Genomic DNA, 22,678 nt, shown 5'->3' on the forward strand with positions numbered 1-22,678 from the left:
AAAATGAAAATTTTAAAATTTGATGAAATAAATTTTGGCTCTTATAAAAATTTTAAATGGGGTAATAATCTTGATGAATTTAAAATAATTAATATTTTTTATGGTAGAAATTATTCAGGTAAAACTACACTTTCAAGGATAGCTAGAAGTTTTGAGCTTAAAAAACATAATGAAGATTTTTTAGATGGAGAATTTAAAATAAAATTAGAAGATGGTAATTTTTTAACTCGAAATGATGTGGCAAATTCTAATCTAGATATTAGGGTTTATAATAGTGATTTTGTAAAGGAAAATTTAAATTATTTATATGATAAAAAAGGAGATATAAAAGGCTTTAAAAGTATAGGGGTGGAGCAAAAAAACATAAATGAAATAATTGAAAAAAGAGAAGAAATTTTAGCAAAAAGATGTGAGAAGTTAAAAAATACACAAATAAATCAAGATGATATTTCTAAAAAACAACAAGATAAGATAAAAACTTTAAATGAAAACCTTGCAAATAAAGCTAAAGTTATAAAAAGTAGTTCAAATTTGACAAAACAAGGTAATGACTATAATAAGAGAAATTTAGAAAAAGATTTAGTTGTAATTAAAAATGATGTAAATATCTATATTCTTAACGATGAAACACAAAATCAACTTATAGAAATTTTAGAAGATAAAGAGAAACAAAATATAAATTTTACAATCAATTTTAATAAAAATAATTTTCAAAATATTTTAAAACATTTATCAGAAAATCTTGAAAAAGAAATTATCATTAAAGAAAATTTAACAAGCGAATTAAGACAATGGCTAGAAGAAGGTTTAAAATTTCATACAGAGCATTCATCTGCACAGCAATGTAAATTTTGCAACAATCCCTTAACATTAGAAAGAATAGCTTGGATTGAAAACAACACAAAAGATGATAGTGGAGAAAAAGAACAGATTGAAAAAGAATTAAAATATTTATTAGATAATTTTGAAAATTATCAACTAGAATTAAAAAATTTATTGCAAGATATTGAATATGAAAATTTTTATTCTAATTATAAAGATAGTTTTATTGCCTTAAAAGAACAACTAGGAGTAAGTATTGCGAATTATAACAAAGAGCTATTGAAAATAGAGAAAAAATTAAAAGAAAAACAAAAAGATGTTTTTACTCCCATAAAGTTAGAAAATATTAATGATTTTTCAGACGAGATATTTTTAACATTAAACCAAATTGAAAATTTATGCAAAGAAAATGATGAATACACAAAAAATTTATTAATAAATCAAAATGAAGCAAGAGAAAGATTAAGATTGAATGAAGTAGCAAAGTTTGCTAAAGATAGTGATTATTTTACTATACAAGATGAAATTGAAAATCTACAACAAAATATAAATACTTTGGGAGAAAGTATTAAAACGCAAAGCGACAAAAAAGAACTTTTAGAAAATAGAATAGAAAATTATAAAGCAAAGCTTAGTAACCTAGAAACTTCCACAAACAATATAAACAAATATTTAAAATCATATTTTGGACACAATCTATTAGAATTAAAAGCAAAAAAAGACGATAAAGGACAATTAAATGGAGAATTTGGAATTTTAAGAAATGGCAAGCAAGCTAAGAATTTAAGCGAGGGTGAGTGTAGCTTGGTAGCTTTTTGTTATTTTGTAGCAAGTTTAGAAGATGCAAACACCAAAGATAAAAATCCTATAATATGGATAGACGACCCTATCTCTAGTCTTGATAACAATCATATATTTTTTATTTTTTCTTTGATAGAAAATGAAATAATAAAAAAAGATTCTTTTAAGCAATTTTTTATATCTACTCACAATTTAGATTTTTTAAAATATATAAAAAGATTAAAGAAAAGCAAACCCAAACAAAATAAAAACGATAAAACAGAGTACGAGTTTCCACAATACTATTTTATTGAAAGGGGTATTAAAGAAAGTATAGAAACAAGCGAAATTAAAAATCTATCAAGATACTTGAAAAAATATACAACAGAATTTAATTATCTTTTTGAACAAATTTATAAGTTTAAAACCATCGATACTATAGGCGATGAAGATTTAAAAACTTCTCTTGTCTATAATTTTGGAAATAATTTAAGAAAATTTCTTGAGATTTACTTGTTTTTTAAATATCCAAATAATTTTGAGAGTTTAGATCAAGAACTAATCGAAAGATTTTTTAATGATACATATCAAAGTGATAAAATTGATGAAAATCATCAAAAAATGGTAGCAGGTATTATAAATAGATATCAAAATGAGTATTCACATTTAAGAGAGATACTTAGCAGAGGAATGCAACCTATTGATATAGAGGAAAGCAAAAAAATAGCTGATTTTGTTTTAACAATGATGAAGAAAAATGATAAAAATCAATTTAAAGCACTTGTAAGAAGTATAAGTAATGACAGATAAAATAAGTTATTTAATAACAAATTTACCGCAGGGTTGGAAAGTTAAAACCATAGAAGAAGTTTGTAAAAATTCAAGCTCTAATTTAGCATTAAAAGATATTAAAGATAAAAATGGACAATATCCTGTTTTTGGTGCTAGCGGTATTGTTGGTTATGTGGATTTTTATCATAAAGATAAAGAATGTTTAGGTATAGTAAAAGATGGAGCCGGAGTAGGAAGAGTTTTTGTATTGCCAAAAAATACTTCAGTTATAGGAACTTTAAATTATTTAGAAACTTTTGAAAATACTAATCTTAAATATTTGTTTCATTTTCTTTGTAGTGTTGATTTTTCAAAATATGTTTTAGGTTCAGCTATACCACATATTTATTTTAGAGATTATAAAAAAGAGCAAATTCCACTACCACCCCTTAAAGAGCAAGAAAGGATAGTGGAAATTTTAGATGAGAGTTTTGCAAAGATAGATGAGAGTATAAAAATCTTAGAGCAGGATTTACTAAATTTAGATGAGTTAATGCAAAGTGCCTTACAAAAAGCTTTTAACCCTTTAAAAGATAATGCTAAGAAAAACTACAAACTCCCACAAGGTTGGGAATGGAAAAGCTTAGGGGAAATATGTTTTATTACAGATGGAACACACAAAACACCTAACTATATAAAAACAGGGATTCCTTTTTTATCTGTTAAAAATATTTCTAAAGGTTTTTTTGATTTAAGCGATATCAAATACATTTCACTAGAAGAGCATAACAAGCTTATAAAAAGAGCTAAGCCTGAATTTGGAGATATTTTAATTTGTCGCATCGGAACCTTGGGAAAGGCTATAAAAATTTCTTTAGATTTTGAATTTAGTATTTTCGTTAGCTTGGGGCTTTTAAAACCAAAAGTTAAAATTATAAGTGACTATTTGGTTTATTTTTTGAATTCTTATTTTATTGAAAGGTGGATTGATAATAATAAAGTTGGTGGTGGAACACATACTGCAAAATTAAATTTAAATATTTTAGAAAAATGTCCTATTGCGCTACCCCCACTCAAAGAGCAAGAGCAAATCGCTTTGTATTTAGATGAGCTTTCTTCTCATGTAAAAAATTTAAAGCAAAACTATCAAATGCAGATAAAAAATCTACAAGAGCTTAAAAAGTCCTTGCTAGATAAAGCTTTTCAGGGAAGATTATAAATGTTAAAATTTTTATCAAATTTTAACATAAGGACTAGATATGTTAAAAATTTTTGATTTTTTTAACATATTTTTTTATAATGTTAAAAATTTTAAAAAATTTTAACATATGGAAAAATTATGAAAGAATTCATACCACCAAAACTTCCTTTAGATATAGAATTAAATGCAAATATTTATGGTCTCATCATTAGGGCTTCGAGAAAATTAGCGGAGTTAAATGGATTTAGCAAAAGCATGTCTAATCCAAATATATTAATCAATGCTTTGATCTTGCAAGAAGCTAAAGATTCTAGCGAGATAGAAAATATTATTACCACTCACGATGAACTTTTTTTATCTCAAATCGATGAAAGTAAACTTACAAGAGCGGCAAAAGAAGTAAAAGACTATGAAAATGCTTTAAAAAAAGGATATGAGCTTTTAAAAAAAGAGCAATTATTAAGAAATGCACATATTTTAGAAATTCAAAAAAGACTAGAAAGAAATAATGCGGGTTTTAGAAAACAAAGCGGAACTACGCTGATAAACCCTACCACAGGAGAAATCAAACACACACCCCCGCAAAATCCTAGTGACATACAAGAACTTATGGGAAATTTGGAGCGATACATCAACGATGATACTTTAGATGAACTTGATTTTTTGGTAAAAATGGCAATCATTCATTATCAGTTTGAAAGCATACATCCATTTTACGATGGTAATGGTAGAACAGGCAGGATTATCAATATACTTTATTTAGTTTATAAAGGCTTGCTTGATTTGCCTATCTTGTATTTAAGTGCTTATATAGTAAATAACAAAGAAGAGTATTATAATCTTTTGCAAAAAGTACGTGATGAAGGTGCAATTTTGGAATGGATAGAATACATACTCAAAGGTGTAGAGCAAACTGCTATAAAAACGATAAAAACCATTACTATAATAGAAAAAATGATGTCTGATGTAGGTGAAATTTTGCAAAATAAAACGAATTTTTACAGCAAAGACTTTATGGAGCTTTTGTTTTCTCATCCTTATACAAAGATAGACTTTTTGATAAATAAATTAGATATTTCTAGGCAAAGTGCCTCAAAATACCTTAAAATTTGTGAAAATTTAGGGGTGCTAGAGTGCATTAAAATGGGTAGAAATAATTATTATATTAATATAGAACTTTTAAGACTTTTTAGAAAGGGAATTTTTTAAATGCAAGGTAAAATCGATAAAATCACAGATATTCTAAGACGCGATGATGGCATAAGCGGTGCTATGCATTATAGTGAGCAGATTAGTTGGGTGCTTTTTTTGAAATTTTTAGATGATTATGAAGAAGAGCTAAAGCTAGAAGCTGAGTTAGATGAAAAGCCTTATAAGGCTATTTTGCAAGAAAAATTCAGTTGGAGAGCTTGGGCAGCACCTAAAACAAGCGAAGGAAAGCTTGATGTAAAAAATGCTTTAAGCGGAAGTGATTTGCTAAGCTTTGTGAATGATGAGCTTTTTCCATACCTAAAAAGTTTTAAAGATAATGAAAATTTCAAAAGCATAGAGTATAAGATAGGCGGAATTTTTGAATTTATAGACAACCGCATAGCTAATGGCCATACTTTAAGAGAAGTTATAAATTTAGTCGATGAGCTAAGTTTTAGCAAAGAAAGTGATGTATTTGCTTTAGGTGAGGTTTATGAAAAGCTTTTAAAAGACATGGGAAGCGATGGGGGAAATAGTGGGGAGTTTTATACCCCAAGACCTTTGGTTAGAGCCATGGTGGAGGTGCTAGACCCTAAAGCAAAAGAGAGAATTTATGATCCTGCGTGTGGGAGTTGTGGGTTTTTAGTAGAGAGTTTTTTGCATATTCTTTATGAAGATAGGGCAAAAAAGAAAAAAGCAAATTTGAGTGTGGAAGAACTTGAATTTTTACAAAATGATGCCTTGTTCGGTAAAGAAAAAACTCCGCTAAGTTATGCAATGGGCGTGATGAATATGATCTTACATGAGGTTAAGTCCCCAAATATCATCAAAACCAATACTCTAAATAAAAAAATCACAGACATAACTGAAAATGAAAAATACGAAGTGATTTTGGCAAATCCTCCTTTTGGTGGTAAAGAAAAAGATCAAATTCAAAATAACTTTCCTGTAAAATCAAATGCTACCGAGCTTTTGTTCTTGCAGCATATTTTAAAGTCTTTGAAAAACAACGGAAGATGTGCCATAGTAGTGCCTGAAGGAGTGCTTTTTCAAAATTCAAATGCCTTTGTGAGTGTAAAAAAAGACTTGCTAGAAAATTTTAATCTTGAATGTGTTTTAAGCTTGCCAAGTGGGGTGTTTTTGCCTTATAGTGCGGTAAAAACTAATGTGCTTTTTTTCTCTAAAGGACAAAGAAGCATTTGTGGTGAAAATGATGAAAGTGTATATTACTATGAGCTTGTGCCTCCTTTTAAATTGACCAAAAACAAACCTTTAGAATACACGCATTTGCAAGAATTTTTAAAATGTTATAAAGAAAGAAAAATCACGGCTAATTCTTATTTGGTAAGTAAAAAAGAACTTGAAGAAAGAAATTATGATTTAAGTGCTAAAAATCCAAACATAAAAGAAGAAAAAACTTTGCGTGAAGTAGAGGAAATTTTAAGCGAGTTAGAGCAAAACCAAAAACAAGCAAAAATGCTTTTTGAGAAAATTCAAAAAGCACTTATTTAAGGCATTAAAACAATATCCACTAAATCATTTTCTTTTATATCATCATTTGCTATCATAAGTGCAGCTTTGTGGTTAAGGTTGTTGATGATGGCACTTGAGCCTTGTTTTTTGCCTTTTAAATTGGCATAAATTTTTCCGTCTTTAAATTCTACATTACAAGCTACAAATTCTAAATGTGGACTTTTTTTCTTATAGTCAGTATTTGCAAATACTTTAAATACATAGTCTTTTTCTTGTAAAAGCCAAGCATTTAAAAGTTCTCTTACATATAAATTAAACATTACCATAGCCGAGTATGGAAAACCCGGCAGGGCAAAGATGAATTTGTCTTCAAATTTGGCTATTTTGATGTGTTTGCCAGGCTTTACATTGACTTTGTCTATGATGATTTCATACTCTTTAACAGCTTGCTTTAAAAAGTCAAAATCCCCCATGGAAACTCCACCAGTGGTAACTAAAATATCACATGCATTAAGTGCTTGTTTTAAAACACTTGGAGTTTTTTGCATATCATCTTTTAAAAGTGGGAAAATTCTAGCTTCAACACCAAGTTTTTTTGCCATATTAGCTATGGCTACATGGTTTGATGAGCGAATTTGTGCAGGATGTTCTAAGCTTTCGCCTAAGTCTTTGATCTCACTTCCGCTACTTAGCACGCCTATGATAGGTTTAGCAAAAACACTAATGTGAAAATATCCAAGCTCGGCTAAAAGTGCTATCTCGCTATAGCCTAGCTTTGTACCTTTTGTGAGTAAAATTTCACCTTTGGTGTAGCTCTCGCCCACCTTTCTTACAGCAAAGCCTTGTGGAACCTTTTCTTTTATATAAACTATGTTATTTTTAACTTCTACTTTTTCCACAGGCACTAAGGTATCACAACCCTCACTCATTAAAGAACCTGTAAAGGTTTTAACGCATTCTTTATTTTGTATTTTAAAGCTTGGAAAAACTCCGGCAGGCACTTCACCTATGATAGACAAAGGCTCATCTTGCTCGCTAAATTTGATCGCATAGCCATCCATAGAAGCAGTGGGAAATTGAGGGTTATTAGCAGAAGCTTTGATGTCTATGGCTAAAATTCTATCTAAGCACTGTGTTAAAGCAATGTTTTCTATCTTTTCATATGTTTGTATGTGTGAATGAAGTATATCTAAACTTTGTTTATAAGAAGTTAGCATTTTAGTCCTTAGTGCTTAAAATTCCTGCTCCTTGAAGTTTCAAAGAGCGTTCTTTGGCATAAATTTTTTCGCCATTAATGATATCATATTTCCATATAGGTGCACTTGCTTTAAAATCTTCTACAAAATCATTAATCAGCTTAAGTCCTAATTTTCTTTGCTTACTTAAAACCCCAGCAAAATAAGAACTCTCATGCACCTTAACCTCGCCGATAGAGTGAGCAAACATCAAGCTTACATTTTCATTTGCAAGTTTTTGGCACCACTTTTCAAACCAAGTTTTTAATAAAGGCTCATATATATCAAAACTCAAAGCCTCAATCTCATCTTCAGCCCTCACTATACCGCAAAATGTGATCAAAGCTCCGCAGTTTTTATCTTTAGCATATTCATACCATCTAGCATAAATGCTAGGAATTTCTAAGGCTCCTTGGTGTAATTCAAACATAACTCATCCTCCACAAACCGGTGGTAATAAACAAATTTTATCCCCATCTTTTAAGGTAGTTTCATCATTAAAAACCATTTCATCATTTAAAGCAACTGCACAAAGCTCAAGCCATTCTTTTAAGCTTTCATCTTGCCCTAAAATTGCTTTTAATTCTTTAAGATTGCTTACGTTTAGTTCTAAGCTTTCTTTGTTAATTGGCCCTAGAAATTCGACTTTTACCATTTTTTTACCTTTATTCTTTTATTTCTAAAATTCCCATCATTCCAAGATCTTCATGCTCTAAAATATGGCAGTGAAACATTCTAATACCGGTAAATTTTTGACTCATTCTAAGTCTTAATTCTTCTCCAGGTCTTACATTAATTGTATCTTGCAATGCTCTGAATTTTGCTTTTGTTATTTTACCCTTAAATTTAGAAGATATGAGTTCAAATTGTGTTCCGTGTATATGGAAAGGATGATCCATATGCGATTTGTTTTTTACTACCCATTCTTCCACCTCATTTAATTTTGAGGTTAAATCCGTTCTATTCATATCAAATGTTTTACCATTGATTAAAAACATAGAGGCAAGGCTTTTTTTGATTTCTTCTTCACTTTTTTTACTAATACCATGCATTTGCATATGATCTTCACTCATAATCACTTCTTTAAAGCTTGTAGCTTCTTTTAAAGGTGGAAATTCGCGTAATTTCTCCGGTATGTTTTCTATAGTTTTTTCTACTTTAAGATCAGCTAACATAAGAGTGTAAGGTTCTTCTTTAACAAGCATTTTATCGCGGTCATAATAAGTACTTTCAAGTTTAAATTCACCCTTACTTGCTTTGATTAATACTTCTACTCTTGAAGCAGGACTTAAAAATAACTCATCTAATTCAACACCTTTTTCTATAAGCCCTCCATCAGTTCCTACTAAAATAAATTTAGCACCTTTAATGCGTAAATTTAAATATCTTGCCGCACAAAAATTATAAATACGAATTCTTTGAGCTTTGTCAAGTGTTATTTTTGGTTTTAATTGTCCATTGATAAGAACTAAATTTCCTTCTCTACCATTTAGCCAATCAAATAAATTATTATCAGGAATTTGTGCATTTTCATCTAAACGCAAATCACTAATCACCCAATCTTGTTCTTGTAAATGCGACAACGCGTCTTTTTTAGCTTTTACTACAAATACCCCTGCTAAGCCTTTATAAACTTGTTTTGCTGTGGTGTAGTGTGGGTGTGGATGATACCAGTAAGTTCCTGCTGAATTTTCTCCAAGTTTAAAGCGATAAATTCTTTCTCTACCAGGCATGATAGGATCATGTGGGTTGCCATCTTGCTCAGGTGGTATGTCAAGTCCATGCCAGTGGATAGTAGTTGGTTCTTTTAAGCTATTTTTTACCAAAATTTCTACAGTGTCACCTTCATAAACTTCTATTTTAGGTCCAGGTATAGAGCCATTGTAAGTAAAGCATTTTGTTTTTTTACCTTTAACAAGTTCTATTTGACTTTCTTTGATTTCTATACTTGATCTAAAGAAATTTTTCTTTGTACTTGTATTTTTTAGAAGTTTTAAATTTGCTAATGTTTGTCCGCTAGGAAAGTCTTTTTCATCTAGTAATTTAATGTTTGGATTTTCTAGTTTTATAAAAGAAGTATTGATTTCTTTTGTGTCTTTTTGTGTATGTTTTGAGTGCATATTGTGATGAGAATGATCTCCCATTGCATAAGCACTGCTAATACTTGCCAAACCTAAAGCATTAAATTTTAAAAATAACCTTCTGTCCATTAAATTTTTACTCCTAAATTAATTTTGATTTGGATTTTGATTATAGCTATTATTTGATTAATGATTGTAAATTATAAAAACAAGATATAATTTTAATATGATTTGTTATACAAGTGGTTTTAAATCAAAAATTAAGGATAAATAATGCTAATTAAAAATCATCTAGATAAAGACTTCCAAACCCCTGCTTATATTTTAGAAGAAGACAAACTTAGAAAAAATTGTGAGCTTTTGGCTAAAGTGAGCGAGCAAAGTGGAGCAAAAGTTTTACTTGCGCTAAAGGGTTTTGCTTTTTCAGGTGCTATGGATATAGTGGGTGAGTATTTATCAGGCTGTACTTGTAGCGGGCTTTGGGAAGCTAAATTTGCAAAAGAATATATGGATAAAGAAATTCATACTTTTTCACCTGCTTTTAAAGAGGATGAAATAGATGAAATCATAGATCTTTCACACCATATAGTATTTAATTCTTTTAATCAGTTTAAAAAATTTAAAGACAAAGCAAGTAAAAAGTCTCTTGGTTTGCGTTGTAATCCAGAGTTATCAGTAGCCCCAAAAGAACTTTATAATCCTTGTGGCAGATTTTCAAGATTAGGAATTCGTGCAATTGATTTTGAAAATGAAGATTTAAGCGCTTTAAGTGGGCTTCATTTTCATGCTTTATGTGAAGAAAGTGCGCATTCTTTAGAGCTTGTGTTAAATGCTTTTGAAGCTAAATTTTCAAAATTTATTAAAAATATGAAATGGGTTAATTTTGGTGGAGGTCATCATATTACCAAAGAAGGTTATGACACGCAAAAACTAATTGATCTTTGTAAAAAATTTAGCGATAAATATGGAGTGCAAGTATATCTTGAGCCAGGTGAGGCTGTGGGTTGGCAGTGTGGGACTTTAGTTGCAAGTGTGATAGACATAGTAGAAAATGAGAAAAAAATAGCTATTTTAGATACTTCAAGCGAAGCTCATATGCCAGATACTATCATTATGCCTTATACAAGCGAGGTTTTAAATGCTAGAATTTTATCAAGTCGTGATGGGGAAAAATATAGCGAGTTAAAAGAAAATGAATTTGCTTATTTACTTGGTGGTAATACTTGCCTAGCAGGGGATATCATGGGTGAGTATGCTTTTAATCAAGAATTAAAAATAGGGCAAAAAATAGTATTTTTAGATCAAATTCATTATTCCATAGTTAAAAACACCACTTTTAATGGAGTAAGACTTCCAAATTTAATGTTCTTGGATAAGAATGAAAATTTATCTATGGTAAGAGAATTTTGTTATGAAAATTATTCAAAAAGAAACTAAAAATTGAGTTTTTTTGTAGTTTTTTGCAAATTTATGTTTTTTAAATAAAACTTTTTTTAAAATAAAAATGGAAACTGAAAATTAACAAAACTACAACGCTAAGCTTTGGTTAGCGTGTAATGTTTAGGAGTAATTTATGCATAGGGTTATACTAGCTCTTTTAGCCTGTTTTAACTTTCTATTTGCTCAAGAAAATTTTGAAGTTAAAAATACTCAAATTTGGGATGTACAAAGAGTGATGAATATAGAAAGTTATCAAAATTTTGGTGCTTTGTGGACTAAACTACAAGGTGAATATATTGCAAGTGCTGTTTTGATTATACTTATAGTGGTAATTTCAGCTTTTGCTTTGCATTATATGGTCATAGGTCCAAAGAAATTTTCTCATGATGGTAAGAAAATTTATGCTTTTTCGGTATTTGAAAGATTGTTTCATTTTGTAGCAGCAATCTCTTGGATTATCCTTGTGCCAACCGGACTTATTATGATTTTTGGATCGTATTTTGGCGGTGGATTTTTTGTAAGAATGTGTAAAAACTTACATGGTATTGCTACTATTTTATTTATCATTTCTATCATTCCTATGCTTTTGTGTTGGATTAAAAGAATGCTTCCTGCAAGTTATGATTTAAGATGGATGATGATAGTAGGTGGATATTTAAGTAAAGAGAAAAAACCTGTGCCTGCGGGTAAGTTTAATTTTGGTCAAAAATCATGGTATTATATAGCTGTTTTTGGTGGCTTTTTGATGATAATCACTGGTGCATTTATGTTTTTCCTTGATTTTAATTCTACTTCTTTACAATCTATTTTTGGAATTTCTCATATAGATATTTTAAGAGCTTCGGCTATCATCCATAATATTTTGGGTATTTTATGTGCAGTATTTTTTGCTATTCATATTTATATGGCTGTATTTGCTATTAAAGGAAGTATCCATTCTATGATTAGTGGTTATAAAGAAGAAGAGGAAGTTTATATTTTACATTCTTATTGGTATAAAGAATTAAGCGATAAAAAACAAATCAATCCATCATTTACTTACGATTCTAAAACAAAATTTTAAAATCTTACTTGATTTTTTTAAATTTTCCTTGTTATAATCAAATAAAAATAACAAGGAAAATTAATGATACAAGATATTGATCTTTCGCGTAAATATTTTTATGAATTTTTTTCAAAAGCTTTTAATTTTATCGATGAAAATGAGTTTAAAATTTGGCATGAGCAAGTTTTAGTTTTAGCTCAAAGTCCTTTAGATGACAGTTTAAAATCTGATTTTGAAAAACTTAGCGCATGCGATTTTGCAAGTTTTAAAGAAGAACAAAATGGGGTGTTTTTTGATTTTTCTTATGTGAATGTGCCTATTAGTGCTTCTTTTTATGATGAGGGTAGAGATGATGGTAAAATGAAGCTTCAAGCTTGTGAAATCATTAGAAAAACCAAATTTAGAAAAAAAGAAGATTGTAGACAAAGTGAAGATGAATTTGGTTTTTTGTTTGCTTTTATGGCAAGTATTATTGAGCATGATTTAAAAGTTGCACAGCAATTATTTCGTTTTGTGATAAACCCTGTAGTAGATGAGTTTATAGAAAAATTGCAAATTCACAAAAACTCAAATTTTTACATTGCTATTGCTAATATTATGAAAGTCTTTTTTGTAAATGAAAGAGCTTATTTAGAAGTACAAGCACCTATGAAAAAAGAAGGCAAAAGCGTAGCAGATGAAGCTTTACAAAGACTTCCTTACGAACCAAGACTTCCTACTAAATTTAGTAAAACAAATATAGAAGAACTTAGTAAATTATAAAAATTAATATGTATTTTGTTACCAAAATACATATTATCAAAATCATCTTTTTATGAAAATAGAAATTAAATAAAATCTTAAGTGAAAATATGCAAAATTTACTCTGTTAAGTGCGTAAATACTTTGAAAATAAGTATTTATAGTTATTCTTTACTTTTATTTCAAAGGAGAGAACATGGAGGCCAATCAAAGAAGAGATTTTTTAAAAAAATCTTTGAAAATTGGTGCTTTAGGGGTGGTAGCTGGAGCAAGTGTAAATGCTTTAGCTAAAGATGACTACCAAGAGCAAAATACCGTAGTTTTAGGAAAAAGTACTAAAAAAGAAGTGCTTTATAAAAAAACTATGCATTGGGAAAAATACTACAAAATAGCTTATTAATTAAGAAAGGAAGAAGATGGCATTAGCAAGAAGAAATTTTCTTAAGCTTGCTGGTATTGCTGGTCTTGGAAGTGCGGCTTTTGGTAGTGAAAACAAAGCTATTAGAGCTGCAAGTGAACAAGAAGTAGCAAATCCTTATCCAGATTCTAAGATTGTTAGAACAATCTGTAGTATCTGTAGTGCAGGCTGTGGAATTAAAGCAGAAGTACAAGATGGAGTTTGGGTGCGTCAAGAAAACGCTATAGAACATCCTATTTCTCAAGGATCACACTGCTGTAAAGGGATAGATCAAATCGATCTTACTAAATCAAAACAGCGTATTAAATATCCTATGAAAAAAGAAAACGGTAAATGGGTGCGTTTAACTTGGGAGCAAGCTATCAATGAAATTGGTGATAAAATGCTTGAAATCCGTAAAGAAAATGGACCTGATAGCGTTATGTTTTTAGGTTCGGCTAAATTTAATAACCAACAAGCTTATTATTTTAGAAAATTTGCAGCATTTTGGGGTACTAATAATATAGACCACGTTGCTAGAATTTGACACAGCGCAACAGTCGCCGGTGTGGCGAATACATGGGGTTATGGCGCTATGACAAATCATTTTGGTGATGTGACTAAACATTCAAAAATGATGATTATTTTTGGTGCAAATACTGCTGTGGCTAATCCTATTGGATTTAAACACTTATTGCAAGCAAAAGATCGTAATAATGCTAAATTGGTAGTTGTAGATCCTGTATTTACAAAAACTGCGGTACATGCTGATGAATACGTAAGAATTCGTCCAGGTACAGATATAGCTTTAGTTTATGGTATGCTTCATTTGATCTTCAAAAACGGTTGGGAAGATAAAGAATTAATCAAAACTAGAACTTATGGGGTTGAAGAAATAAAAGCAGAAGCTGCTAAATGGACTCCTGAAGTTGTAGAAGATGTAACAGGTGTTCCAGCTGCTCAACTTGAAAAAATCACAAGAATGCTAGCTACAATCAAACCTGCTACGCTATTTTGGGCTTTAGGTATTACTCAACACTCAGTAGGTAGCTCTAACACAAGAATTCTTGCTATCTTACAACTCGTTCTTGGTAATATAGGCAAGCCAGGTGCAGGAACAAACATCATTAGAGGTCATGATAATGTTCAAGGTGCTACTGATATGGGTTGTTTAGCTGATACTTTACCGGCTTATTATGGTTTAGGTGATGATGCATGGAATCATTTTGCTAATTTTTGGAATGTAGATAGAGAATATTTAAATTCAAGATTTTATTCTAAAGAATGGATGCATGAAAAAGGCTTTTCACTAGCGAAATGGTGGCAAGGTGTTTTACATGAAGAAAAAACTTATTCTAACTCACCTATCCGCGTACTTTGGGTACAAGGAACGGGTATTACTTCTATGGCACATACGGTAAAAATTCAAGAAGCACTTAAAAAACTTGATATGATTGTAATCGCTGAGCCTTTTGTAAATGAAGTAGCAGTTTTAGCAGATCGTCCTGATGGTATTTATATCATCCCTGCTTGTACTCAATTTGAAACAGAAGGTTATGTAACTGCGACTAACCGTGCTATGCAATGGCGCTCTCAAGTAGTAAAACCAATTTATGAAAGTAAAGAAGACCATGAAATTATGTTTGCTTTTGCTAAAAAATTTGGTTTTTACAAAGAATACACTCGCGGTATGAAAATGGAATTAAAAGATCATAAACTTGTGCAAACAAGAGATGATAGTGATGATAATTTCGTATGGCCTGATGATGCTACAAGAGAAATGAGTAATGGTCTTTTAAGTATAGGTTTAAGAGGTATTTCAGCTGAGCGTCTAAGAAAACACCAACAAAATTGGGAACATTTTGATCCTGATACTCAAAGAGGTATTGGTGGTGAAGTTAAAGGTGAATATTATGGCTTACCTTGGCCTTGTTGGGATAAACAGCACCCTGGTACTTCTATATTATGGAATACTGATGTGCCTTATGAAGAAGGTGGTATGGGCTTTAGAAACCGTTTTGGTTTAGAGCATGAGGGGCATTCTCAATTAGCAGATGAAGCCTTTACTCCAAAAGGATGTAAAGTTAAAGGTGGTTACCCACAAATTACTAAAGCAAATATCGAAAAAGTGTTTAATATTAAACTAAGCGATAGTGAAAAAGAATTAATGGGTGCTAGCTGGAGCACAGATATTTCAGGTATTATCTTAGAAAAATGTAGGGAAAAAAGTGCTTGTTGTTTAGGTAATGCAAGAGCTAGAATGAAAGTTTGGGAGTTTGCTGATCCTATCCCACTACATAGAGAGCCTATTCACTCGCCTCGTTGGGATTTGGTTAAAAAGTATCCTACTTGGGGTGATCAAGAGAAAAACTTTAGGGTTGAGAGTAAATTTATTAGCGAACAACAAAAAACAGATTGGAGCAAAGAGTTTCCAACTATCATTTCAAGTATGCGCTTAGTAAATTTAAGTGGTGCGGGTATGCTTGAGAGAACTAGTAAATATCTTGCTGCAATCACACCTGAGATGTTTGCTAATGTACACCCTGAACTTGCTTTAAAATATGGCATAAATGATGGGGATATGATGTGGATTCACTCACCACAAGGCACTAAGATTAAAGTAAAATGTGTGCATAATCATTCAGTTACGCCAGATAGAATTTGCTTGCCTTATAACTTTGCAGGCATTATGCAAGGAGTGGATTTAAGTTATAATTATCCTGAAGGTACTAAGCCTTATACTATAGGGGAGAGTTCTAACACGGTTACTAACTATGGTTTTGATATAAATACGCAAATTTCTGAGTTTAACGCAGGACTTTGCAGACTTGAAAAGGCTTAAGGGGTAAGTTATGGCTAGAATGAAATTTTATGTAGATAATAATCGCTGTATTTCTTGCTTTGCTTGTCAAGTAGCTTGTTCAAGTGCGCATGAAGTGCCAGTGGGAATTAATAGAAGAAAAGTAATCACTTTAAATGAAGGTATAGAAGGCAAAGAGTTTTCAACAACTCTTGCTTGCCAACATTGTACAGACGCTCCATGTGAGCAAGTTTGTCCTGTAAAATGCTTTTATATTAGAGCTGATGGTATTGTTTTACATGATAAAAAAACTTGTATAGGTTGTGGATATTGTCTTTATGCATGTCCTTTTGGTGCTCCACAATTTCCAAGAGATGGTGCTTTTGGCATTAAGGGTGAAATGGATAAATGTACTATGTGTGCAGGTGGTCCCGAGCCTACTAACTCTCATGAAGAAAGAGAACTTTATGGACAAAATCGTATTGCAGAAGGTAAAGTACCTATGTGTGCTGCGGTTTGTTCTACAAATGCACTTTTGGTTGGCGATGCAGCTGAAGTTAGTGCAATGTATAGAAAAAGAGTTTTACTCAAGGGTCAAAATTTAGGACTTGATATAAAATAACTCAAAGGGTGTTTACAAGCACCCTTTTTACTACTTATAATCCAAGGTTAATTCATGGAAGAGCTAATTTTACAAATTCAAGAAAATCTTGATGAAAATAATAAACTTACTTGTAAAAAAGCATTAGAACTTTTAAAACATTATTCTAAAGAAGATTTTCAAACTGCTATAAAAGAATTAGGTGTAAAAATTTCAGATTGTGAGCTAGGTCAATTTGGCAAGTTAAATAAAAATATAGCAAAAAGTGAAATTTTAGAAAAATTGGAAGTAAAATTAGATTCTAAGCGTCGCATATCATGTAAAGATGCTTTAGAATGTGCTAAAAACTTTAATATGGCTGATATGAGAGCCACGCTTAAAACTTATAAAATTGATGTTAAATACTGTGAACTTGGTTGTTTTGAAGAAAAAAAGGGTAAAAAATTTCATGTAAAAAGCAAAATTTGGGTAGAAAATCCTGAAGGAGAATTGCTTTTTGGTAAAGGTAAAACAGATATTTTAGAATTAGTAGGAGAATGTGGAAGTATCTCCCAAGCGGCTAAACAACTAGGGATTAATTATAAAAAAGCATGGCTTTATATACAAGATTTAGAAAAAAATATGAAAGAAGAATTACTCATTGCTAAAAAAGGAAGAGGAAGTGAAGCTGGTAGTAAGCTTACTCCAAGAGCTTATGAGTTAATTCAAAATTTTAAAATTTTACAACAAGATGTAGAAGAATACACTAATAAACGCTTTAAAGAATTATTTTTCAAGAAAAATCAAGAAAAAGACAAAACTTAATTTGAATACAAGTTATAACAATATATCATTAAGCAAAAAAGGTAAAAAATGAAAATTGATTGTAGAGATTTAGCTTGTCCGCGTCCTGTGATAGAAACAAAAAAAGCTTTAGAAGAGTTAAAAGAAAATGAAAATTTAGAAATTCTTTTAAATTCTCAAGCTTCTAAAGAAAATGTAATGAGATTTTTAAAATCTTTAAATTTGGAATTTAGTGTTAAAGATTTAGATGATGAGAGTATTATTAGCATTGTAAAAGATAGTAATATAGCTCAAACTCAAGAAAAAAATTTACAAGAATACAATGTGTTATTTTTAAAAAGCGATAGAGTGGGCGAGGGAGAACTTGGAAAAAATCTAATGCTAGGTTTTTTAAAAACCCTAAAAGATTTATCTAATAAACCTGCAAAAATCCTTTGTGTTAATGATAGTGTTTTGATGAATACTGATTGCTCTCATATTGCTTTTGAAGCTATGAAAGAACTTGAAAATTTAGGAGTTGAAATTTATAGTTGCGGGGCATGTTTGGAATTTTTTGGCAAAAGCAAAGAGCTTAAAATAGGTAAAATAGGTAATGCTTATGAAATTTTAAATGAACTTTTTGGAAAGGCAAAGATTATTTCTTTATGATATATAAAGATCAAAAACTAACCCAATATGTAAAAGCTGCGGGTTGAGCTGCCAAATTAGACTCGGTGGGTCTTGACAAAATTCTTGGCATTTTAAAACCGCATGAAAACATTTTAAGTGGTATTAATAATAATGAAGATGCAAGTGTTTATAAGCTAAATGAAGATTTAGCTTTGGTGCAAACTCTTGATTTTATTACACCCGTGGTTGATAGTGCGTATCATTTTGGCGCTATAGCTGCTGCAAATGCTTTAAGTGATGTATTTGCTATGGGCGCTGAGGTGATTAATGCTTTAAATATTGTAGGCTTTGATACTTGTCATTTTAATAATGAAATTTTACTTGAAGTGTTAGAAGGTGCTAGAGTTAAGGTTGAAGAAGCTGGCGCTGTGCTAGTAGGTGGACATACTATAGAAAATGATGAATTTATTTTTGGTCTTAGTGTAACAGGTGTAGTTCATCCTAAGAAATTTATAGCTAATAATAGCGCAAAAGATGGCGATGTGATTTTACTTACTAAGCCTATAGGTAGTGGTATTATTAGTACTGCTATCAAGGCTGGTTTGCTAGAAAAAGCAAAGATTTTAAAAGCAGTAGAACAAATGGGTTTTTTAAATCTTTATGCAAGTCGTATTTTAAAGAGGTTTAAAAGTCTTAGTGCTTTAAGTGATGTTACCGGTTTTGGTCTTTTGGGACATTTAAAAGAAATGTTAAATAAAGAGCTTATGATAGAAGTGTATAAAAATGAAATTCCTTTAATGGATGGAGTTTTATCAATGGCTAATATGGGGATTATCCCAGCAGGAGCTTATAAAAATAAAGATAGTCTAAAAATTTGGGTTGATAATTTAAATGAAAAAGATGAGGATATAGTGTATTTTGATCCTCAAACTTCAGGTGGACTTTTAGCTAGTATGAGTGAAAATGAATCAGTTGAAGCTTTAAAAATTTTGAAAGATCATAATATAGAGGCAAAGATTATTGCTAGATGTGTAAGAAATACTCATAATTATTTATTATTGCGCTAATATTTTATTTACAATCAAAAATATATGTTTATATTTGTTACTTTTTTACATAAAAAAATAAATTACAAATAAATATATGTTGATTTTCGTTGCAATTTTTGTATCATAAATACATATTAACTATTAAAGTGGAGGAAAAAATGATACAAAAAGCTTTGCAATTAGCTGAAGAATTACAAAGAAAGATAGAAAGTAATATCTCTCAAAGCGAAAAAGAATTTCACGCCAAAATGCAAAAACTTTTAAACAATCCTAAAAATAAAGTAATGTTAATTGAGCTTTTAGATCGCTCTTTTAGATGTAAAGATAAAAGTGCGAGTTTTGAGCTTATAGAACATACTTTAAACAAATATGGTATAGCTGATTTTTTTAGTGCTTTTGAAAAATTTTTACTTTTTTCATTTTTAAATTTTGGAAAATTTGCACCAACTCTTAGTGTGCCATTTTTCATTAAGCATTTAAGAGAAGATACTAAAGCTATGGTTTTAGATGCAAATCCTGGTGTTTTAGAGCCTCATATGCGCAAAAGAAAAGATGAAGATAAAATCACTTTAAATGTAAATTTAATTGGTGAAGAGGTTTTGGGTGAGGCTGAAAGTGCTTATAGGATGAAAAAATATGAAGAAGCATTAAAAACAAGCTATATTACTTATATTTCTATTAAAATTACTACCATTTTTTCCCAAATCAATATTATTGATTTTGAATACTCTAAAGATGAGGTGGTAAAAAGATTGGATAAATTATATGCTCTTGCTTTAGAGGAAGAAAAAAAGCAAGGTGTGTCTAAATTTATCAATCTTGATATGGAAGAATTTAGAGATTTAGAATTAACTGTTGAAGCTTTTATGGAAAGTGTTGCAAAATATGATATTAAAGCAGGTATTGTTTTGCAAGCTTATTTGCCTGATTCTTATGAGTATTTGAAAAAACTTTTTGCTTTTTCTAAAGAAAGAGTTTTAAAAGGTATGAAGCCTATAAAAATTCGCTTTGTTAAAGGAGCGAATATGGAAAGTGAAGAAACTATAGCCTCACAAAGAGGTTGGGCTCTACCTACTTTTTATAAAAAAATTGACACCGATAGCAATTATAAAAAAATGCTTGATTTTGTCTTAGAGGGAGATAATCATAAATATATTAATGTAGGTATTGCAAGTCATAATTTATTTGAAATTGCTTATGCTTATACTAGAATTTCACAAGCTGGAGCTTTATCATCTTTTACTTTTGAAATGCTTGAGGGTATGAGTTTGCAATGCTCTTATGAACTTTCTAAAATGCATGATCTTATACTTTATGCACCAGTTTGCGATGAAGCACATTTTAACAATGCTATTGCATACTTAGTAAGAAGACTTGATGAAAATACTAGTGAAGATAATTTCATGAGATATTTTTTCAATCTTAAAATCAATGATAAAAATTGGCAGATACAAAAAGAATTATTTATAAAATCTTTAGAAGGCGTTGCTAGTTTGGATAATTCTACTCATAGAACTCAAGATAGAAATAATGAAACAAAAGCTATTAGTTCTTATGAGAGTAAAGAATTTAAAAACGAACCTGACACAGATTTTATCTTAAAAGCAAATAGAGAATGGGCTAAAAATATAAGAACTAAATATGAAAATTTAGAAAATTATGATGTCTATCCGGTTGCAAAAGAAGAAATTAAAAATGAAAATTTGCAAGTAGTAGAAGTTAAAGATAAAATCAAAAATCGCACTATAGGTAAAGCACATTTAGCAGGCCAAGCAGAGATCAAATACGCTTTAGATGTAGCTAAGAGCTCGAATTTTAGCGATTTAAGTCATGATGAAATTTATAAAATTTTAGCAAAAACTGCTCAACTTGTTAGAGATCGTAGAGGAGATTTAATAGGTATAGCAGCTTTAGAAGTAGGAAAAACTTTCTTAGAAATTGATCCTGAAGTTAGTGAGGCTATAGACTTTTTAGAATTTTACCCACATTCTTTAGAAAAATTAAAAGAGCAAAATCCTAATACTAATTTTAAAGCAAAAGGCATAGGCGTGGTGATTGCGCCATGGAATTTCCCAGTAGGTATTTCAGTAGGAACCATAGCAGCACCTTTGGCCGCAGGAAATAAAGTAATATATAAACCATCATCTTTATCGATGTTAACAGGTTATATGCTTTGTAAATGTTTTTGGGATGCAGGAATTCCTAAAGATGCTTTGATTTTCTTACCTGCTAAAGGTAGTGATATATCAAAATACTTACTTGTTGATCAAAGCGTGAAATTTTCAGTATTAACCGGTGGGGAAGAAACCGCTTATGCAATGCTCAAAGCTAATCCAACCTTACTTTTAAGCGCTGAAACAGGCGGTAAAAATGCAACTATTGTTTCTAAATTTGCCGATCGTGATAGTGCGATTAAAAATATCATTCATTCAGCATTTTCAAATTCAGGTCAAAAATGCTCTGCTACTTCTTTACTAGTTTTAGAAGAAGAAGTTTATAATGATGAAGAGTTTAAAAAGACTTTGGTAGATGCTGCTAGTTCCATGGCGGTTGGAAATCCATTTGTATTTAAAAATAAACTTGGAGCTTTAGCAGATAAACCAGATGTGAAATTACAAAAAGCTTTAGATGAGTTAGCTCCATATGAAAGTTGGGCTTTAAAACCTAAATTTGTAGATGATAATCCTTATCTTCTAACTCCAGGGATTAAATATGGTACTAAAAAAGGTGATTTTACGCACATGAATGAGCTTTTTGCGCCAATTTTAACCGTAATGAAAGCAAAAGATTTAAAAGAAGCTATTGATATAGTAAATTCGACAGGTTATGGACTTACAGCAGGATTTGAAAGTTTAGATGAGAGAGAATGGGAGTACTTCCATACTCACATAGAGGCAGGAAATATTTATATTAATAAACCAACAACAGGAGCTATAGTTCTTAGACAGCCTTTTGGTGGTATTAAAAAATCAGCCATTGGCTTTGGTAGAAAAGTTGGAATTTATAATTATATTACCCAATTTTTAGATATAGAGCAAAGTCAAGCTGATCAAAATGTCTTAGACAATGAATTAGTATTAAATTTAAATGCTTTAAGCTTAGATTTAAATGAAAAAGATAAAGCCGATTTTGAAGTCATTAAAGCTATGGCAAGAAGTTATGCTTATCATGCAAAGAATGAATTTGCAAGTGCGAAAGATTATGTCAATATAAGAGGCGAGGATAATCTTTTTTCTTATACAAAGGTTAAAAATATCGCTTATAGAGTGCATAAAGATGATAGTTTAAAAGATATTTTAGGGGTTATTTTAGCAGCTAGTGTGCTAAATATTGATCTTATTTTAAGTTATGATGAGCATGAAAAAATAGATCTTGTGCAAAAGATTAATCAAAAAATTAGTTCAAAAACTTTATTCCTTAAAGAAAGTAAAGAAAATTTCATTAGCAAAATAGCTGATTATGAAAGAATTCGTTATTTTGCTCCATTAGATGTTAATGATGAAATTTTCATAAAGGCAGCAAGTTGCGCAAAAATCATTGCTAATGCTAAGCCTTTAATGAATGGACGTTTTGAGTTGCTTTTATATCATAATGAAAAAGCTTTAAGTATATCTTTCCATCGTTATGGAAATTTAGGCATTCGTGCTTTAAAATAAAAA

The 22,678-nt window shown here is 30.4% G+C and carries 18 protein-coding genes; 14 read left to right on the forward strand and 4 right to left on the reverse strand.

Going from position 1 to position 22,678, the window contains the following annotated elements; genetic code table 11:
- Positions 1–3 precede the first annotated feature (3 nt).
- The 4 genes from L8V82_RS04830 to L8V82_RS04845 all read left to right on the forward strand — a co-directional run bounded on the left by L8V82_RS04830 (position 4) and on the right by L8V82_RS04845 (position 6,277).
- Positions 4–2,412: an AAA family ATPase gene (locus L8V82_RS04830; RefSeq protein WP_263724190.1), complete on the forward strand. Its 2,409-nt coding sequence runs from the start codon at positions 4–6 to the stop codon at positions 2,410–2,412.
- Positions 2,402–3,592, forward strand: a complete 1,191-nt coding sequence (locus L8V82_RS04835) for a restriction endonuclease subunit S (protein ID WP_263724191.1) — start codon at positions 2,402–2,404, stop codon at positions 3,590–3,592. Before L8V82_RS04830 ends, L8V82_RS04835 begins: the two co-directional genes overlap by 11 nt.
- Before the next feature lie 120 nt (positions 3,593–3,712).
- Positions 3,713–4,783 (forward strand): Fic family protein, encoded by a 1,071-nt coding sequence (locus L8V82_RS04840; RefSeq protein WP_263724192.1) that lies wholly within the window; start codon positions 3,713–3,715, stop codon positions 4,781–4,783.
- Entirely contained in the window at positions 4,784–6,277 is a 1,494-nt protein-coding gene (locus tag L8V82_RS04845) for a type I restriction-modification system subunit M (protein WP_263724193.1), read from the forward strand. It begins immediately after the preceding gene.
- Here L8V82_RS04845 and L8V82_RS04850 read toward each other — a convergent pair.
- Genes L8V82_RS04850 through L8V82_RS04865 form a run of 4 tightly spaced genes read right to left on the reverse strand, consistent with a single transcriptional unit; the run spans position 6,274 to position 9,683 of the window.
- Positions 6,274–7,455 (reverse strand): molybdopterin molybdotransferase MoeA, encoded by a 1,182-nt coding sequence (locus L8V82_RS04850; RefSeq protein WP_263724194.1) that lies wholly within the window; start codon positions 7,453–7,455, stop codon positions 6,274–6,276. The two genes, L8V82_RS04845 and L8V82_RS04850, sit on opposite strands and share 4 nt — an antisense overlap.
- A 1-nt stretch (position 7,456) precedes the next feature.
- Positions 7,457–7,903, reverse strand: a complete 447-nt coding sequence (locus L8V82_RS04855) for a molybdopterin synthase catalytic subunit (RefSeq protein ID WP_039627992.1) — start codon at positions 7,901–7,903, stop codon at positions 7,457–7,459.
- A 3-nt stretch (positions 7,904–7,906) separates the two neighbouring features.
- On the reverse strand, positions 7,907–8,128 hold the full coding sequence (locus L8V82_RS04860; protein WP_263672196.1) for a MoaD/ThiS family protein: 222 nt from the start codon (positions 8,126–8,128) through the stop codon (positions 7,907–7,909).
- A 10-nt stretch (positions 8,129–8,138) separates the two neighbouring features.
- Complete coding sequence (locus L8V82_RS04865; protein ID WP_263724195.1) at positions 8,139–9,683, reverse strand: multicopper oxidase family protein; 1,545 nt, start codon at positions 9,681–9,683, stop codon at positions 8,139–8,141.
- 144 nt (positions 9,684–9,827) lie between these two features.
- Between L8V82_RS04865 and nspC the strand changes: the two genes are divergently transcribed.
- The 10 genes from nspC (at position 9,828) to L8V82_RS04915 (ending at position 22,675) form a co-directional block, all read left to right on the forward strand.
- On the forward strand, positions 9,828–10,991 hold the full coding sequence (gene nspC, locus L8V82_RS04870; protein ID WP_263724196.1) for a carboxynorspermidine decarboxylase: 1,164 nt from the start codon (positions 9,828–9,830) through the stop codon (positions 10,989–10,991).
- Positions 10,992–11,127: 136 nt separating this feature from the next.
- On the forward strand, positions 11,128–12,057 hold the full coding sequence (locus L8V82_RS04875; RefSeq protein WP_039627999.1) for a formate dehydrogenase subunit gamma: 930 nt from the start codon (positions 11,128–11,130) through the stop codon (positions 12,055–12,057).
- A gap of 63 nt (positions 12,058–12,120) precedes the next feature.
- Complete coding sequence (locus L8V82_RS04880) at positions 12,121–12,801, forward strand: molecular chaperone (RefSeq protein ID WP_263724197.1); 681 nt, start codon at positions 12,121–12,123, stop codon at positions 12,799–12,801.
- A 175-nt stretch (positions 12,802–12,976) separates the two neighbouring features.
- Positions 12,977–13,180 carry a twin-arginine translocation signal domain-containing protein gene (locus tag L8V82_RS04885; protein ID WP_012661099.1) on the forward strand — a complete coding sequence of 68 codons (204 nt, stop codon included), beginning with the start codon at positions 12,977–12,979 and terminating at the stop codon, positions 13,178–13,180.
- Between the two features lie 16 nt (positions 13,181–13,196).
- Positions 13,197–16,019 (forward strand): formate dehydrogenase subunit alpha, encoded by a 2,823-nt coding sequence (locus L8V82_RS04890; protein ID WP_263724198.1) that lies wholly within the window; start codon positions 13,197–13,199, stop codon positions 16,017–16,019.
- 10 nt (positions 16,020–16,029) lie between these two features.
- Positions 16,030–16,599 (forward strand): formate dehydrogenase FDH3 subunit beta, encoded by a 570-nt coding sequence (fdh3B, locus tag L8V82_RS04895; RefSeq protein WP_263724199.1) that lies wholly within the window; start codon positions 16,030–16,032, stop codon positions 16,597–16,599.
- A gap of 54 nt (positions 16,600–16,653) precedes the next feature.
- Positions 16,654–17,382, forward strand: coding sequence for a winged helix-turn-helix domain-containing protein (locus L8V82_RS04900; protein WP_263724200.1), 729 nt, complete (start codon positions 16,654–16,656; stop codon positions 17,380–17,382).
- Between the two features lie 48 nt (positions 17,383–17,430).
- Positions 17,431–18,009, forward strand: coding sequence for a sulfurtransferase-like selenium metabolism protein YedF (gene yedF, locus L8V82_RS04905; RefSeq protein WP_263724201.1), 579 nt, complete (start codon positions 17,431–17,433; stop codon positions 18,007–18,009).
- A complete protein-coding gene (gene selD, locus L8V82_RS04910) occupies positions 18,006–19,037 on the forward strand; it encodes a selenide, water dikinase SelD (protein WP_263724202.1) in 1,032 nt (343 codons plus the stop codon). The genes yedF and selD overlap by 4 nt, the downstream gene beginning before the upstream one ends.
- Before the next feature lie 140 nt (positions 19,038–19,177).
- Positions 19,178–22,675, forward strand: coding sequence for a bifunctional proline dehydrogenase/L-glutamate gamma-semialdehyde dehydrogenase (locus L8V82_RS04915; protein ID WP_263724203.1), 3,498 nt, complete (start codon positions 19,178–19,180; stop codon positions 22,673–22,675).
- The last annotated feature ends 3 nt before the right edge of the window (positions 22,676–22,678 follow it).

The sequence above is a fragment of the Campylobacter sp. IFREMER_LSEM_CL2151 genome (genome assembly GCF_025771725.1).
GTDB classification, from domain to species: Bacteria; Campylobacterota; Campylobacteria; order Campylobacterales; family Campylobacteraceae; genus Campylobacter_D; species Campylobacter_D lari_C.

Excerpts from the sequence above, each read along its gene's own strand:
- L8V82_RS04830 (WP_263724190.1), top strand. The coding sequence starts at position 4 with ATGAAAATTTTAAAATTTGATGAAATAAATTTTGGCTCTTATAAAAAT.
- L8V82_RS04835 (WP_263724191.1), top strand. The coding sequence starts at position 2,402 with ATGACAGATAAAATAAGTTATTTAATAACAAATTTACCGCAGGGTTGG.
- L8V82_RS04840 (WP_263724192.1), top strand. The coding sequence starts at position 3,713 with ATGAAAGAATTCATACCACCAAAACTTCCTTTAGATATAGAATTAAAT.
- L8V82_RS04845 (WP_263724193.1), top strand. The coding sequence starts at position 4,784 with ATGCAAGGTAAAATCGATAAAATCACAGATATTCTAAGACGCGATGAT.
- L8V82_RS04850 (WP_263724194.1), bottom strand. The coding sequence starts at position 7,455 with ATGCTAACTTCTTATAAACAAAGTTTAGATATACTTCATTCACACATA.
- L8V82_RS04855 (WP_039627992.1), bottom strand. The coding sequence starts at position 7,903 with ATGTTTGAATTACACCAAGGAGCCTTAGAAATTCCTAGCATTTATGCT.
- L8V82_RS04860 (WP_263672196.1), bottom strand. The coding sequence starts at position 8,128 with ATGGTAAAAGTCGAATTTCTAGGGCCAATTAACAAAGAAAGCTTAGAA.
- L8V82_RS04865 (WP_263724195.1), bottom strand. The coding sequence starts at position 9,683 with ATGGACAGAAGGTTATTTTTAAAATTTAATGCTTTAGGTTTGGCAAGT.
- nspC (WP_263724196.1), top strand. The coding sequence starts at position 9,828 with ATGCTAATTAAAAATCATCTAGATAAAGACTTCCAAACCCCTGCTTAT.
- L8V82_RS04875 (WP_039627999.1), top strand. The coding sequence starts at position 11,128 with ATGCATAGGGTTATACTAGCTCTTTTAGCCTGTTTTAACTTTCTATTT.
- L8V82_RS04880 (WP_263724197.1), top strand. The coding sequence starts at position 12,121 with ATGATACAAGATATTGATCTTTCGCGTAAATATTTTTATGAATTTTTT.
- L8V82_RS04885 (WP_012661099.1), top strand. The coding sequence starts at position 12,977 with ATGGAGGCCAATCAAAGAAGAGATTTTTTAAAAAAATCTTTGAAAATT.
- fdh3B (WP_263724199.1), top strand. The coding sequence starts at position 16,030 with ATGGCTAGAATGAAATTTTATGTAGATAATAATCGCTGTATTTCTTGC.
- L8V82_RS04900 (WP_263724200.1), top strand. The coding sequence starts at position 16,654 with ATGGAAGAGCTAATTTTACAAATTCAAGAAAATCTTGATGAAAATAAT.
- yedF (WP_263724201.1), top strand. The coding sequence starts at position 17,431 with ATGAAAATTGATTGTAGAGATTTAGCTTGTCCGCGTCCTGTGATAGAA.
- L8V82_RS04915 (WP_263724203.1), top strand. The coding sequence starts at position 19,178 with ATGATACAAAAAGCTTTGCAATTAGCTGAAGAATTACAAAGAAAGATA.